The organism is Rhizobium sp. KNZ2-6A, from assembly GCF_056755475.1.
On record NZ_JBNDIC010000028.1, the window covers coordinates 21543 to 34883 of the forward strand.

At 60.9% G+C, this 13341-nt stretch carries 13 protein-coding genes; 6 read left to right on the forward strand and 7 right to left on the reverse strand.

What is annotated here, in order from left to right:
• Window positions 1-61: 61 nt before the first annotated feature.
• Window positions 62-2125 carry a M3 family metallopeptidase gene (locus ACPYOP_RS19335; protein ID WP_481411958.1) on the forward strand — a complete coding sequence of 688 codons (2064 nt, stop codon included), beginning with the start codon at window positions 62-64 and terminating at the stop codon, window positions 2123-2125.
• Window positions 2126-2225: 100 nt separating this feature from the next.
• Here ACPYOP_RS19335 and ACPYOP_RS19340 read toward each other — a convergent pair whose 3' ends face one another.
• Window positions 2226-2690, reverse strand: coding sequence for a MarR family winged helix-turn-helix transcriptional regulator (locus ACPYOP_RS19340; protein ID WP_481411959.1), 465 nt, complete (start codon window positions 2688-2690; stop codon window positions 2226-2228).
• A 92-nt stretch (window positions 2691-2782) separates the two neighbouring features.
• Here ACPYOP_RS19340 and ACPYOP_RS19345 point away from each other — a divergent pair, with 92 nt between their 5' ends.
• From ACPYOP_RS19345 to ppa, 4 genes are all read left to right on the forward strand, one after another.
• Window positions 2783-3466: a glutathione S-transferase family protein gene (locus ACPYOP_RS19345; protein ID WP_481411960.1), complete on the forward strand. Its 684-nt coding sequence runs from the start codon at window positions 2783-2785 to the stop codon at window positions 3464-3466.
• Window positions 3467-3703: 237 nt separating this feature from the next.
• Entirely contained in the window at window positions 3704-5530 is a 1827-nt protein-coding gene (typA, locus tag ACPYOP_RS19350) for a translational GTPase TypA (RefSeq protein WP_481411961.1), read from the forward strand.
• Between the two features lie 206 nt (window positions 5531-5736).
• Window positions 5737-6243 (forward strand): GNAT family N-acetyltransferase, encoded by a 507-nt coding sequence (locus tag ACPYOP_RS19355; protein ID WP_112341386.1) that lies wholly within the window; start codon window positions 5737-5739, stop codon window positions 6241-6243.
• 131 nt (window positions 6244-6374) lie between these two features.
• Window positions 6375-6911 (forward strand): inorganic diphosphatase, encoded by a 537-nt coding sequence (ppa, locus tag ACPYOP_RS19360; RefSeq protein WP_481411962.1) that lies wholly within the window; start codon window positions 6375-6377, stop codon window positions 6909-6911.
• Here ppa and ACPYOP_RS19365 read toward each other — a convergent pair whose 3' ends face one another.
• A complete protein-coding gene (locus ACPYOP_RS19365; protein WP_481411963.1) occupies window positions 6912-7229 on the reverse strand; it encodes a DUF167 domain-containing protein in 318 nt (105 codons plus the stop codon).
• Window positions 7226-7519, reverse strand: a complete 294-nt coding sequence (locus ACPYOP_RS19370; protein WP_481411964.1) for a YggT family protein — start codon at window positions 7517-7519, stop codon at window positions 7226-7228. The genes ACPYOP_RS19365 and ACPYOP_RS19370 overlap by 4 nt, the downstream gene beginning before the upstream one ends.
• A 143-nt stretch (window positions 7520-7662) precedes the next feature.
• Between ACPYOP_RS19370 and ACPYOP_RS19375 the strand changes: the two genes are divergently transcribed.
• A complete protein-coding gene (locus tag ACPYOP_RS19375) occupies window positions 7663-8919 on the forward strand; it encodes an MFS transporter (protein ID WP_481411965.1) in 1257 nt (418 codons plus the stop codon).
• 49 nt (window positions 8920-8968) lie between these two features.
• On the opposite strand, the gene ACPYOP_RS19380 is transcribed toward ACPYOP_RS19375, so the two are convergent.
• From ACPYOP_RS19380 to ACPYOP_RS19395, 4 genes are all read right to left on the reverse strand, one after another.
• Window positions 8969-9694, reverse strand: coding sequence for a glutamine amidotransferase (locus ACPYOP_RS19380; RefSeq protein WP_481412011.1), 726 nt, complete (start codon window positions 9692-9694; stop codon window positions 8969-8971).
• On the reverse strand, window positions 9687-10172 hold the full coding sequence (locus tag ACPYOP_RS19385) for a tellurite resistance TerB family protein (RefSeq protein WP_112341381.1): 486 nt from the start codon (window positions 10170-10172) through the stop codon (window positions 9687-9689). Before ACPYOP_RS19385 ends, ACPYOP_RS19380 begins: the two co-directional genes overlap by 8 nt.
• A gap of 113 nt (window positions 10173-10285) precedes the next feature.
• A complete protein-coding gene (locus ACPYOP_RS19390) occupies window positions 10286-11893 on the reverse strand; it encodes a heme biosynthesis HemY N-terminal domain-containing protein (protein WP_481411966.1) in 1608 nt (535 codons plus the stop codon).
• Between the two features lie 128 nt (window positions 11894-12021).
• On the reverse strand, window positions 12022-13287 hold the full coding sequence (locus ACPYOP_RS19395) for a COG4223 family protein (protein ID WP_481411967.1): 1266 nt from the start codon (window positions 13285-13287) through the stop codon (window positions 12022-12024).
• Between the last annotated feature and the right edge of the window lie 54 nt (window positions 13288-13341).

Genomic DNA, 13341 nt, shown 5'->3' on the forward strand with positions numbered 1-13341 from the left:
ATTCGGCGGGGCTAGCCTTATATCGTGCTTCGATCAGATGTCTGTCGAAAGGATGCCTTGCATGTCTTCTCTTGCCGCCGTCAATCCCGCACTCACCGATTGGACCGGACATCTGGGGCTGCCGCGTTTCGATGCGGTGAAGGATACGGATTTTGCCGCTGCCTTCGACGCGGCACTTGCTTCGCATGAAGCGGAGATCGACGCGATCGCCGGCAACAGCGAGGCGCCAACCTTCGCCAACACCGTAACGGCGCTCGAAATTGCCGGCGACGCGCTGTCGCGCATCTCGGCGCTTTTCTGGAACAAGGCCGGCGCCCATACGAACGAGACGATCCAGGCGCTGGAGCGCGAGATCGCGCCGAAGATGGCGCGGCACTATTCGAAGATCGGCACGAATCCCGCGCTCTTTGCCCGCCTCGATGCTCTCTGGGACGGCCGTGAAGCGCTTGGGCTGACGCTCGAGGAGACTCGCGTGCTGGAGCGGCATTGGAAGGGCTTCGTCAAATCGGGCGCCAAGCTGCCGAAGGCCGAACAGGAGCGCCTGTCTTCGATCAACGAGACGCTTGCAGGCCTTGGCGCGCAGTTCGGCCAGAACGTGCTGGCGGATGAGAAGGACTGGGCGCTGCTACTGTCGGAGGAGGCTGATCTTGCGGGTCTTCCGGACTATCTGCGTGATGCGATGGCGGCGGCGGCCCGCGAACGCGGCGACGAAGGCAAATATGCCGTCACGCTGTCGCGCTCGATCATCGAACCGTTCCTCGCCTCGTCCGAGCGCCGCGACCTGCGCGAGCAGGCTTTTAATGCCTGGGTGGCACGCGGCGCCAATGACGGCAAGACCGACAACCGCGAGATTATCCGCCAGACGCTGGCGCTCCGGGCAGAGAAGGCCAAGCTGCTCGGCTATGCCAATTTCGCCGAACTCAAGCTCGACAATACCATGGCGAAGACGCCTGATGCGGTAAACGACCTCTTGATGACCGTGTGGGCGAAAGCAGCCGCGCGCGCCGCAGAGGAAGAAAAGGACATCGCCGGGTTGATCGCCGAGGAAGGCCGCAATCACGAGGTCATGCCCTGGGATTGGCGTCATTATGCCGAGAAGATCCGGACGCGGAAGTTCAATTTCTCCGAAACGGAACTGAAGCCATATCTGCAGCTCGAAAAGATCATTGCCGCCTGCTTCGATGTCGCCGGCCGCCTCTTCGGCATCAAGGCCGTCGAGCAGAAGGGCGTTCCCGCCTATCATCCCGACGTGCGCGTTTTCGAAATCCGCGACCGCTCCGACAAGCTCGTCGCCCTGTTCCTCGGCGATTATTTCGCCCGCGGCTCGAAGCGCTCCGGCGCGTGGATGAGTTCGTTCCAGTCGCAGCACAAGCTGCCGCTGAAGAACGGCGAGGTCGGTGAGCTGCCGATCATCTACAATGTCTGCAATTTCGCCAAGCCGGCGGAAGGAAAGCCGGCGCTCTTGTCGCTCGACGACGCGCGCACATTGTTCCACGAATTCGGGCATGCGCTGCACGGAATACTTTCCGATGTCACCTATCCCTCGGTATCGGGCACCGGTGTTTCCCGTGATTTCGTCGAGTTGCCGTCGCAGCTTTACGAGCACTGGCTGACAGTGCCGGCCATCCTCAAGGAATATGCCGTCCACTATGAGACCGGCGCGCCGATCCCGCAGGCGCTGCTCGACAAGGTTCTAGCGGCTCGCACCTTCAATGCCGGGTTCAATACGGTCGAATTTACCTCCTCGGCTCTGGTCGACATGGCCTTCCATACCCGTGGCGCGGTCGAGGATCCGATGGCCGTGCAGGGGGAAGTGCTTGCCGAGATCGGCATGCCGAAATCGATCGTCATGCGCCATGCGACGCCGCACTTCCAGCATGTGTTTTCCGGTGATGGCTATTCGGCGGGCTACTATTCCTACATGTGGTCGGAAGTGCTTGATGCCGATGCCTTCGCCGCTTTTGAGGAAACCGGCGACGCCTTCAATTCCGACATGGCTGCAAAACTGAAAGGCAACATCTATTCCGTCGGCGGCTCGATCGACCCAGAAGATGCCTACAAGGCCTTCCGCGGCAAGCTGCCCAGTGCGGATGCGATGCTGAAGAAGAAGGGGCTGGCGGCTTGATTCCCCACCTTTGGCGTGTCGCAAGGCCGGTCGCGGAAGGTCCACTTTCGCGACCGATTGTGTGACCGTGTTTGGTTCGGATCGATTTTGCCTTGCGGGATCAGGATTTGCGCGAAAGCACGGCTAACAGCTCGGCCAGCTGATCGGCTTGGGCATCGTCCATCTTGTCGCCCAGGTGGCGTTGGATCGCTGAGGCATAGATGGTCCATATGCGGTTCCGCATCGCATTCCCCGCCTCGGTGATAACCACCCACCGGCCTCGTCCGTCCTCGGAAAATACCTCGCGGTGAACGAAACCAGCCTTTTCCATCCGGTCGAGGAGGCGGGAGAGATTATGCTGGGCGAGCAGCGTGCGCTCCTCGATCTCATAGGGCCGCAATCTGCCGTCGGTAGCCCGCGACAGCTCCAGCAGCACGTCATACCAGCCAAGCGGTGGCAGATCGGCCGCCTTCAAATCCCTCTCGATCGCAGCCAGGGTGATTTGCTGAGCGCGCATGAGATGCACCCATGCTCGCGTGACGGCAGGGGAGGGCTTTGCTTGGGTGGCATCTGAACAATCGGACATGGATGCAATTACATCTATATTGACGATCGTGGCAAGCCTATATATAGATGCAATTACATCTACATTAAGCGAAGCCTCTGGGAGATTTGACCATGTCCGATGCAAAGTTGATCCTCGTCAGCCACCACCTGTGCCCCTATGTCCAGCGGGCGGCCATCACACTTGCTGAAAAGTCCGTGCCATTTGAGATCTGCTATGTCGATCTGTCGGCAAAGCCCGACTGGTTTCTTGCCATTTCGCCGCTCGGCAAGGTGCCCCTCCTGATCGTGCGGCAAGGCGACGGGTCAGAAACGGTATTGTTCGAAAGCGCGGTGATCTGCGAATATCTCGAGGAAACCCAATCTGGCGCTCGGCTCCATCCGGCCGATCCCCTGGCACGCGCCCGCCATCGTGGCTGGATGGAGTTCGGCTCCTCGATCCTTTCGGATTTGTGGGGGTTCGAGACGGCGAAAGACGAGGGGACCTATGAGGCCAAGCGCAAGACGCTCATCGAGAAGTTCGGTCGCGTCGAGGCCGAGCTGAACGATAGGCCGTTTTTCGCCGGTAAGGCGTTCAGCCTGGTCGACGCGGTCTTCGCACCCATCTTTCGTTATTTCGAAGTATTCGACGCCATCACACCGACGGGAATGTTCGATGCGCTGCCGCGTGTCATGGCATGGCGCGCGGAGCTGGTTTCGCGGCAAAGCGTGCGGGATGCGGTGACGCAGGATTACCCCGATCGCCTCAAGGCCTTCCTGGTGAATCATGATGCATGGCTCCTGAAGCGGGCTGCCTGACGGTGCCGCAAAAATCCCGGTTGGGGCGCTGCATGCAGCTGATATTGGCGGCATGGCGGAGCGGAGGCTTTGCCATCGGTCAGCGCGAGATTGATGTCTTCGTTGGGCGTGAGGGCAAGCTTTCAGCCCCTTTCGCGCCTTCCCCCTTTCGCAATCGCGAAAAAAAGGCTATGAGCGCGCCAAATGCAATTGGCGTGTTTACTAGATACTGCGCCCCAGCCTCAGAGATTAAGACATATGGCACTTCGCAACATCGCGATCATCGCGCACGTTGACCATGGGAAAACTACCCTCGTCGACGAGCTTCTGAAGCAGTCCGGTTCCTTCCGCGAGAACCAGCGCACCGTTGAGCGCATGATGGATTCGAACGATCTGGAAAAAGAGCGCGGCATCACCATTCTCGCCAAGGCGACGTCGGTCGTCTGGAAGGGCACGCGCATCAACATCGTCGACACGCCCGGCCACGCCGACTTCGGCGGCGAAGTCGAGCGTATCCTTTCGATGGTGGATGGCGCGATCGTGCTGGTCGATTCCTCGGAAGGCCCGATGCCGCAGACCAAGTTCGTCGTCGGCAAGGCGCTGAAGGTCGGCCTTCGCCCGATCGTCGCGATCAACAAGATCGACCGTCCGGACGGTCGCCACGAAGAAGTCATCAACGAAGTCTTCGATCTTTTCGCGGCGCTCGACGCAACCGACGAGCAGCTCGATTTCCCGATCCTTTACGGCTCGGGCCGCGCCGGCTGGATGAACTATTCACCGGAAGGCCCGGTTGAAGATGGTCTTGGCCCGCTTCTCGATCTCGTGCTGAAGCATGTGCCGGAGCCGAGCGTCGGCGAAGAAGATGGCGCGTTCCGCATGATCGGCACGCTTCTTGAATCCAATCCCTTCCTCGGCCGCCTCATCACTGGCCGCATTCATTCAGGCTCGATCAAGCCGAACCAGGCCGTCAAGGTTCTGGGCCAGGATGGCAAGCTGATCGAAACCGGCCGCATTTCCAAGATCCTCGCTTTCCGCGGCATCGAGCGCACGCCCATCGAGGAAGCCCATGCAGGCGATATCGTTGCTATCGCCGGCCTGTCCAAGGGTACGGTCGCCGACACATTCTGCGATCCGTCCGTTACCGAGGCGCTGCACGCCCAGCCGATCGATCCGCCGACCGTCACCATGTCCTTTATCGTTAACGACAGCCCGCTGGCCGGCACCGAGGGCGACAAGGTCACTTCGCGCGTCATTCGCGACCGCCTGTTCAAGGAGGCCGAAGGCAACGTCGCGCTGAAGATCGAAGAAGCCGAAGGCAAGGATTCGTTCTACGTTTCCGGCCGCGGCGAATTGCAGCTCGCCGTTCTGATCGAAACCATGCGCCGCGAAGGCTTCGAGCTTGCCGTATCGCGTCCGCGCGTCGTCATGCACAAGGACGAAGCCACCGGCCAGATGCTGGAGCCGATCGAAGAAGTCGTCATCGACGTCGATGAAGAACATTCCGGTGTCGTCGTGCAGAAGATGTCCGAGCGCAAGGCCGAAATGGTCGAGCTTCGTCCGTCCGGCGGCAATCGCCTGCGCCTGAAATTCTTTGCGCCGACCCGCGGTCTCATCGGCTATCAGTCGGAATTGCTGACCGACACGCGCGGCACCGCCATTATGAACCGTCTGTTCCATGATTATCAGCCCTACAAGGGCGCGATCGGCGGCCGCACCAATGGCGTCCTGCTCTCCAACGCCTCCGGCGAAGCCGTCGCCTACGCGATGTTCAACCTGGAAGACCGCGGTCCGATGATCATCGAACCGGGTGAAAAGGTCTATGCCGGCATGATCATCGGCATTCATTCCCGCGACAACGACCTCGAAGTCAACGTGCTCAAGGGCAAGCAGCTGACCAACATCCGTGCCGCCGGCAAGGACGAAGCCGTGAAGCTGACGCCGCCGATCCGCATGACGCTCGACCGCGCGCTTTCCTGGATCCAGGACGACGAGCTGATGGAAGTGACGCCGAAGTCGATTCGCCTGCGCAAGATGTATCTCGACCCGAACGAGCGTAAGCGCTTCGAAAAGGCGCGTACCGCCTGACGGCAAAGCCTGCACCGCTTTGAATCATCAGACCCCGGCCATTGTGCCGGGGTTTTATTTTGCATGTTCGATTTTTGAGCCCTTGTCCTAAAGGTTAAAAAGTCGTTAATTTTCGTTGATGATCCACGGATAAAGCCTGTGGGCAAGTTCGCCATCTTTATGAATGAGGATGGTTAATTCGCGTTGGTAAGACCAGAGTAGACGTTATGAAGACGTTGTCGATTGATGTTCGGCGGGCAGAACCCCATGATGCCCGGGCCATTTCGGAGGTGCACCGCCAGTCGTGGCAGTACACCTATGCCGGCATCATTCCGCATCGCGCCCTTGGGCAAATGATCGAGCGCCGCGGCGAAAACTGGTGGCGCAAGGCGACCAGCGGTCCGGCAACGCTCTTGGTTCTGGACGTCGCCGGCGAGATCGCGGGCTATGCCACGCTCGGCCTCAACCGTGCCCGCGCGCTGCCGCAGGAAGGCGAAATCTACGAACTCTATCTGCGCCCGCAATATCAGGGGCTGGGCCTTGGGCGCATGCTTTTCGGCGAGGCGCGCCGGCTGTTGAAGTCTCTTGGCTGCAAGGGGCTGGTCGTCTGGTGCCTCGAAGAAAATGAAAATGCCTACCGCTTCTATCGCGGGCAGGGCGGCGCGGATTTCTGTGAGGGCATCGAGACGTTCGATCACAGGCAGCTTCGAAAGATCGGTTTCGTCTGGCCCTGAGCGGCATCTACAGCGCCGCTGTAGCGCTTTAAATCATGCAGTAAATCCGCCTCTTTCCCGATGCGTTGTTGCGTTGCGGGATGAAACCTATTATTTGGCTGGCGGCAACCATCCTTATTTAGGGGACAAGTATGCGTATCGACGCGATTTCCATTGGCAAGAACCCGCCCGAAGACGTCAACGTCATCGTTGAAGTGCCGGTCGGCGGTCATCCGATCAAGTATGAAATGGACAAGGAGGCCGGTACGCTGGTCGTCGACCGTTTCCTCTATACGCCGATGACCTATCCGGGCAATTACGGCTTCGTTCCGCACACGCTCTCCGACGACGGCGACCCGATCGACGTTCTGATCGCCAACACCCGCCCGCTGGTGCCGGGCTGCGTCATCAATGTCCGCCCGATCGGCGTGCTGATGATGGAAGACAATTCCGGCAAGGACGAGAAGATCATCGCCGTTCCCTCGCCGAAGCTGACGATGCGCTATGACAAGGTCAAGGAATATACCGATCTGCCCGAAATCACGGTGAAGCAGATCGAGCATTTCTTCGAGCACTATAAGGATCTCGAGCCCGGCAAGTGGGTCAAGATCTTCGGTTGGAAGGGCTCGAAGGAAGCCGGCCAGCTCATTCTCGAAGCGATCGAACGCGCCAAGAACACCAAGGCCTGATCAGCGGCCTTCGGTTACGGCGCAAAGCCTCCCTATCAAATCCTCCGGTTCGCCCTCGATCCGGAGGATTTTTTTGCGCGCCGTGTCGCCGCTGACCAGGGTAAGCGAGGATTTGGGGATGCCGAGGCTCTTGGCAAGCAGCACGATCAGCGCCTTGTTGGCCTTGCCCTTTTCCGGCGCGACAGAGACGCGCGCCTTCAAATAGCATTCGCCGTCGCTACCGGCTTCCAGTCCATCGATCGCATCACGCCCGCCATTGGGCGTAAGCCGCACGGAAAGCCGGAGGTGATCCGGAAAGGCCTGCCAGGGCCTGTTCACCGCAGGAACATGGGGACGATCGAATTCCACATCAGCGAGCGGATGAAGAAGATGATCAAGAGCAGGATGACCGGCGAGATATCGATGCCGCCGAGATCCGGCAGGATGCGGCGGATCGGGCGGAGGGCCGGTTCGGTAACCGCATAGAGGAAATTGCCGACGGAATTGACGAACTGATTGCTTGAATTGATGACGTTGAATGCATGGAGCCAGGAAAAGATGGCGCTGGCGATCAATATCCAGGTATAAAGATTCAAAGCCAGATCAATGGTTTGAAATAAGGCGAGCATGTCCGTCTCCAAATTCGCGGTTGACAGACATGTAGACATTGGCGACTAAACGGGCAAGTCCCATGCTCCGAAGCATGTTGAATCATGTTTAAAAGGCCGGTGAGGGCGTTTACGCCGGCCTTCGCGTCGGAAAGTCTCGTCCCATGTCATTTGCCGCCAGCGGAGACCGGTTTGCCGCCTTCAGGCACATTGCCTATACCTATTTCTTCTTCGCGCGGTTTCTGACGGCCTTCGCAACTCAGATCGTCAGTGTTTCGGTCGGCTGGCAGATGTACGACCATACCGGCAACCCGATTTATCTCGGCCTGATCGGCCTTGTGCAGTTCCTTCCCTCCCTGCTGCTGATCCTTGTCACCGGCACGGTGGCTGACCGCTACAACAGGCGCAGGGTTGCCGCGATCTGCATCTTCGTCGGCATGCTCTGTACCGTCGCGCTGCTCTTCCTGACCGTCACCGGCACCTTTGCACCTCTGTTCGTCTTCATGATCCTCGCCGTCTTCGGCGTTGAGCGTGCCTTCATGACGCCGGCAATGCAATCGCTCGCTCCCAATCTCATTCCGCCGCAGGATCTGTCGAATGCGGTGACGTGGAATTCGATGTCCTGGGATGCGGCGGCCATTCTCGGTCCCGTCGCTGGCGGCCTGCTCTACGGTCTCAGCGCCGGCGCATCCTATACGGTCGCCGTCGTTTTCCTCGCCGCCGGCTCGATCTTGACCTATCTCATCCCGAAGCCGCAGCAGCGTGCGGCACATCAATCGAAAAGCATGAACGAGATCCTTGCCGGCTTCCGCTTCATCTGGTCGGAAAAAGTGGTACTTGGCGCGGTGTCGCTCGATCTCTTTGCCGTGCTGCTTGGCGGCGCGGTGGCGCTGATGCCGATCTATGCGCGCGACATCCTGACGCTCGGGCCCTGGGGGCTCGGCCTCCTGCGTGCGGCACCGAGCTTCGGCGCGATCGCCATGGGCCTGTTTCTGGCGACCTACCCCATCCGGCACCGCGCCGGCCTTTATATGTTTGCCGGGGTCGCCATGTTCGGCCTGGGAACGCTGGTCTTCGGCATTTCGCACACGCCGTGGCTGTCGATAACAGCCCTTGCCATCATGGGCGCGTCCGACCTGATCTCCGTCTATGTGCGCGAAACGCTGATTACGCTTTGGACGCCCGATCATGTCCGTGGCCGCGTCAATGCCGTCAACATGGTCTTCGTGGGCGCGTCGAACGAGCTCGGCGAATTCCGCGCCGGCACCATGGCGCATTATTTCGGCGCGATTCCCGCTGTCGTCATCGGTGGTATCGGCACGCTTGCGGTTGCCGCCCTCTGGGCTACGGGCTTCCCGCAGCTTCGCCAGATCGATAGTCTCAACGCGCCCGACCGCGAGGGCGAGCCGCAGCCGGTGTGAGGAGCGGGAAACCTGACTGACGACCGTTTCGATTTAAGCTTTCGCCGCCTCAGGCGGCCATTGCCTGCTTGCCCTCGAAGACGAGATCGAGGAATTCCGACAGCCAGGCCTTGAGCGCTGCATCGAAGATCATGCGGCCTTCCAGATGCTCGCGGCCCTGCTGGGCGTTCGGCATGCAGAAGCGATGTTCGCCATGCACGACCCAGCGCTGCATCATCGCGCGCGTGAGTTCCGCATGGAATTGCAGGCCCCAGGCGTTGGCGCCGTAGCGATAAGCCTGGTTGGGATAGGTCTCCGCCGTTGCCAGCAGGTCGGCGCCGTGCGGCAGTTCGAAGCCTTCGCGATGGAAGTGATAGACCATCTGCGGCCAGCGCATCAGCAGCCGTCCCTTTTCCGTCGGCTGTAGAGCATACCAGCCGATCTCGGTCTTGCCGTCGTCGCGGGCCTTCACCTTGGCGCCGAGATGGCGGGCGAGCAGCTGTGCCCCCAAGCAGATACCGAGATAGGGGCGGTTTTCCTTCAGCGGCACCTTCAGCCAGTCGGTCTCGGCCCTGATGAACTCGTCCGGATCGTTGGCGCTCATCGGGCCGCCGAAGACCACGGCGCCGGCATGGGCCTCGAGCGTGGAAGGCAGCAGATCGCCGAGGACCGGGCGGCGGATATCGAGATCGTAGCCTTTTTGCATGAGCATCTGGCCCACGCGGCCGGGGCTGGAGCGCTCCTGATGCAGGACGATCAATATCGGGCGGCCGGCACTCCTCGGCGCTTCAATCATCATTGCCTGTCTCCACCCTGGAACCGGGTGCGCGTGCGGCTGCCTCCTGGCGCTTCATGATGCGCTCGCGGTCGGAAATGCCCATGAGGTCGGCGATGCGCCAGATCGCATGGTCTTCCATCTCGCTGCGCTCGCCATCGGCATAGACGATATCCCAGAGGATGCCGAGCAATTCCAGCCGCTGGGTGCCGTCGAGATGGCGCTTCAGATCCGAGGTGAAGCGATAGTAATCGACCGCCTCGCTTTCGGCTTCCTCGCCGGCGGCGATCAGTGCGTCTAGCTGGCGGCCATCGAGACCATATTGGTCCTTTAGGAGCTTGCGCAGCCTCTTTTTCTCGCTGTTCTCGATTTTGCCGTCCGCCTCCATCACCTGGATACAGAGCGCCGCCACCGCGACACGCGGGTCGTCGGGTGCAAAGCCAGATCTGGGATGGTCTTGGGTCAGGTTATGAAGAAATTCCTGAAAGCGTTCGAACATGCGTTTCCATTCTCAAAGCAAGCCGAGCAGGGTGCTTGGGTCACCATGCCCTATCGTTTTATCGTCACGCAATTCCGGCCGCAAAACCGCTGCGCAGTTTTGCTGGAATTGCTTTAAAACAACTTGAGCCGTGTCTTGGGTTCCGGTTCAAGTCTGTGATCCTTGACGCCCGGATCGTCCGGCGCGCCGCCGAAGAAAGGCCGAGGTTCCGCATCCTGCTGGGCCGGCTGCGGGGCAACTCCGGGTGCGCTCGGCGTCGGCTTCGCCGAGGCGGGCTCCAGTTCCATGACATAAGTATCGCGCGCCGGCGATGCAACTTTCGGTGAACTTGGCTTCGCCGCTGAGGTTGCGGAAGCGGCCTCGCGTATCGGCGGGAGCGATTTCAGTGCCGCATCGACCGAAACGGCCGAACCCTCCTCCACCGGGCCTTCGATCTGGCCGAAGGGCGCCTTCCACTCGAAAGCATCGAGACGGCCCGTGACCGGAGACAGCGGCAGCCACTTGTCCGAGACGAAACCGTCGGCGACCCAGGCCGGATCACCCGGCGCGCGCAAAGCCTGCGCCATCCAGTGCCGGATGCGGCCCTGATCGCCGGTTTCGGCCTCCTCGATATCGGCCAGGAGCAGGAAGGCGCCTTCGCGCGCATCGATCCGCGCGGCGGCTTCCGCCTTGGCGCGGGCCTTGCCGAAATCGCCCGCATCCATCGCCGCCTTCGCGGTCAGCAGCAGGGCTTCGACATTGTTCGGGCGGATGGCTTCCAGCCGCTCGGCACGCTTCAGGCGATCGAGAACGGAATCGCCGCTGCGGGCTCGCACATAGGCCTTGCCGATCTCGGGATGCGGATGCGCCTTCCAGACCTGCTCAAGGGTGGAAGCCGCCTTGCGTACCTTATCTTCACGGAAGAGCGCCTTGGCCGCGATCAGTGCCGCGGGCACGAAATCGTCCACGAGCTTCAGCGCCGCCAGCGCATCGTCGCGCGCGCCGGCCGGATCGCTCTCAAGCCTGTCATTGGCGCGTGCCGTCAGGAGTACGGCGCGTTGACGGTTGGCCGTGGTCTTGTCGACGACATGGGCAACCTTCTGCTGGTCCAGCAGCTTGATGGCATCGTCCCAGCGGCCGGCCTGGCTGCGATATTCCAACGTCGCCTGCGCCGCCCAGGGCAGGTAGGGCGCCTGGTCGGCAGCCTTTTCGGCATATTGCCGCGCCGCCTCATGCGCGCCGAGGCGCTTGGCTTCGAGATAGAGGCCGCGCAATCCGAGCTCGCGCGTTTCGGGATCATTGGCCATCAGCTCAAATTTCTGGCGAGCCTCGTCATGCTTGCCCTCGATCAAGGCGGCCTGCGCTTCAAGCAGATTGATGAGCGGCTCCTGATCGGCACGGATGAGGCCGCGGGTGCGCGCCGCCATCTTGCGGGCCAGCAGCGAATTGCCGGCGCCGGCGGCGATCAGGCCGGTAGACAATGCCTGATAGCCGCGATCCCGCTTGCGGGCGCGGAAATAGCGGGTGACGGAGTGAGGCGAGGTCCAGATCAGCCGCACGAACCACCAAAGGATCATGACGGCCGCGACGAGCGCAATCAGGATCGCGGCGGCAACAATCAGCTTCGTCTGATAAAGCTGGCCTCCCCACACCAGCGATAGATCGCCAGGGCGATCCGCCAGCCAGGAAAAACCATAGCCGAGAGCCAGGACGAGAATGGCGAAGATGAGCAGTCTGATCATTGCTGCGCTCCGTCATTAGAGCCGGATGATTTTAGATCGAAACGATCTAAAATCTGAATCCGCTCTAAAATCAAATAGGTAGAGCATGATGTCGTCCGAAAACCGCTCACATTTTTCGGCATCATGCTCTAGTTCTGTTTCCCGGTATTGGCGATCGCCTTCGACAAGGCGTCGCTTACCAGATCCTCGACGCGGATGCGGGCCTCCAGCGATTGCTTGAAGGCGGCCGAAGCCGATTTGGCCGCATCGGGCAGGCTGTTCCACTCGGTGACGGCTCCCGGCAGATCACCGTTCCTGACTTTGTCCTCGAAGCGGGCGGCGATGGCATCGATGCTGTCGCCGGGTACGTTGCCGACCGGGCGGACCTGCACCAGCGACTTGGCGCCCGACATCAGGCGGCTGCTCCAGCTCTGGTTCGGATCTTCCGTTTGCGCCGTCACGACGATTGCGGTCGCGACATCGGAAACCTGGCGGATCAGGTCGGCGCGGGAGGGAACGCCGGTCTGGGCGAAATTCCTGAGATCGGCAACAGCGGGATCGTCCGGCGCGACATTGGCGAAGGTGTCGAGCTCGGGCCGGAAGGGACCGCCACGGTCGATCGCCGCCTTCAAGGCAGCTGCGGCGATGGCGCGGGCAACGGCACTTTCCTGGCTCGGTCCGCTCAGCTTCTTTTCGGCGTCGTCGAGGCGCTTGCTGACTTCGGCATCGGCGGTGGCCTGGCTCTGGGTCGCCTTGCTGAGATCCGCCTTTAACTGCTCGACTTCGCCGGTCAGCGAGGCGATCTTCTGATCGGATGCCGGGTTTGCGGCTTCGCCCGATCCGCCCGTCGAAGTGCCGTTGGCCGCACTCGTCTCAAGCGCTGCGACGCGGGCCGTAAGCGCCTCGTCGGGCTTGGCCGCCGGCGCGGCAGGGAGATTGGCGATGCTCTGCTTGATGCCGTCGATCTCCGCATTCAATGCGGCTACATCGGCGGAATTGTCCCTGGCTGCGCGTCCGCCGGGCAGAAGACCGGCATATTGCAATGCGCCGGCACAGATGAGGGCAATCAAGCCGCCGACGATGCCGGCCGCGATAAGGCCGGAGGTCGAGCCTTCGCGAGACTGCTGCTGCGGCTGCTCGGCATGAGGAGGCTCAGGATTTGCCTGCTGCGCCGTCGTTTGCCGTTCTTCAGGGGTAGAGGCGAAGATAGACTCCTGAGCTTCCTCGGGAAGCGGTTCCTTATCCGTTTCGAGCGGCATTTCCACTTCATTGGCGGAGGAGGAGCCGAATTCGTCGTGACCGTGCTCCGTCACGTCTTCGGGAGCTGCGTCCTGCGCTGTTTTTTCGGCTTCCAGATCGATCGTGACCGGTTCGTCGTTGGGCTTCGAATGGTTAGGCGGTTTTCGCGATACCATGAGGTCCTCTTTATCATGCGCTGCAACGAAGTTAGACAGACAAGACGATTATGG

Bases quoted from the DNA above. Each gene is read 5' to 3' on its own strand.
- ACPYOP_RS19395 (WP_481411967.1), bottom strand. From the start codon at position 13,287: ATGGTATCGCGAAAACCGCCTAACCATTCGAAGCCCAACGACGAACCG.
- ACPYOP_RS19380 (WP_481412011.1), bottom strand. From the start codon at position 9,694: ATGATTGAAGCGCCGAGGAGTGCCGGCCGCCCGATATTGATCGTCCTG.
- ppa (WP_481411962.1), top strand. From the start codon at position 6,375: ATGCGTATCGACGCGATTTCCATTGGCAAGAACCCGCCCGAAGACGTC.
- ACPYOP_RS19385 (WP_112341381.1), bottom strand. From the start codon at position 10,172: ATGTTCGAACGCTTTCAGGAATTTCTTCATAACCTGACCCAAGACCAT.
- typA (WP_481411961.1), top strand. From the start codon at position 3,704: ATGGCACTTCGCAACATCGCGATCATCGCGCACGTTGACCATGGGAAA.
- ACPYOP_RS19370 (WP_481411964.1), bottom strand. From the start codon at position 7,519: ATGCTCGCCTTATTTCAAACCATTGATCTGGCTTTGAATCTTTATACC.
- ACPYOP_RS19390 (WP_481411966.1), bottom strand. From the start codon at position 11,893: ATGATCAGACTGCTCATCTTCGCCATTCTCGTCCTGGCTCTCGGCTAT.
- ACPYOP_RS19335 (WP_481411958.1), top strand. From the start codon at position 62: ATGTCTTCTCTTGCCGCCGTCAATCCCGCACTCACCGATTGGACCGGA.
- ACPYOP_RS19345 (WP_481411960.1), top strand. From the start codon at position 2,783: ATGTCCGATGCAAAGTTGATCCTCGTCAGCCACCACCTGTGCCCCTAT.
- ACPYOP_RS19340 (WP_481411959.1), bottom strand. From the start codon at position 2,690: ATGTCCGATTGTTCAGATGCCACCCAAGCAAAGCCCTCCCCTGCCGTC.
- ACPYOP_RS19355 (WP_112341386.1), top strand. From the start codon at position 5,737: ATGAAGACGTTGTCGATTGATGTTCGGCGGGCAGAACCCCATGATGCC.
- ACPYOP_RS19375 (WP_481411965.1), top strand. From the start codon at position 7,663: ATGTCATTTGCCGCCAGCGGAGACCGGTTTGCCGCCTTCAGGCACATT.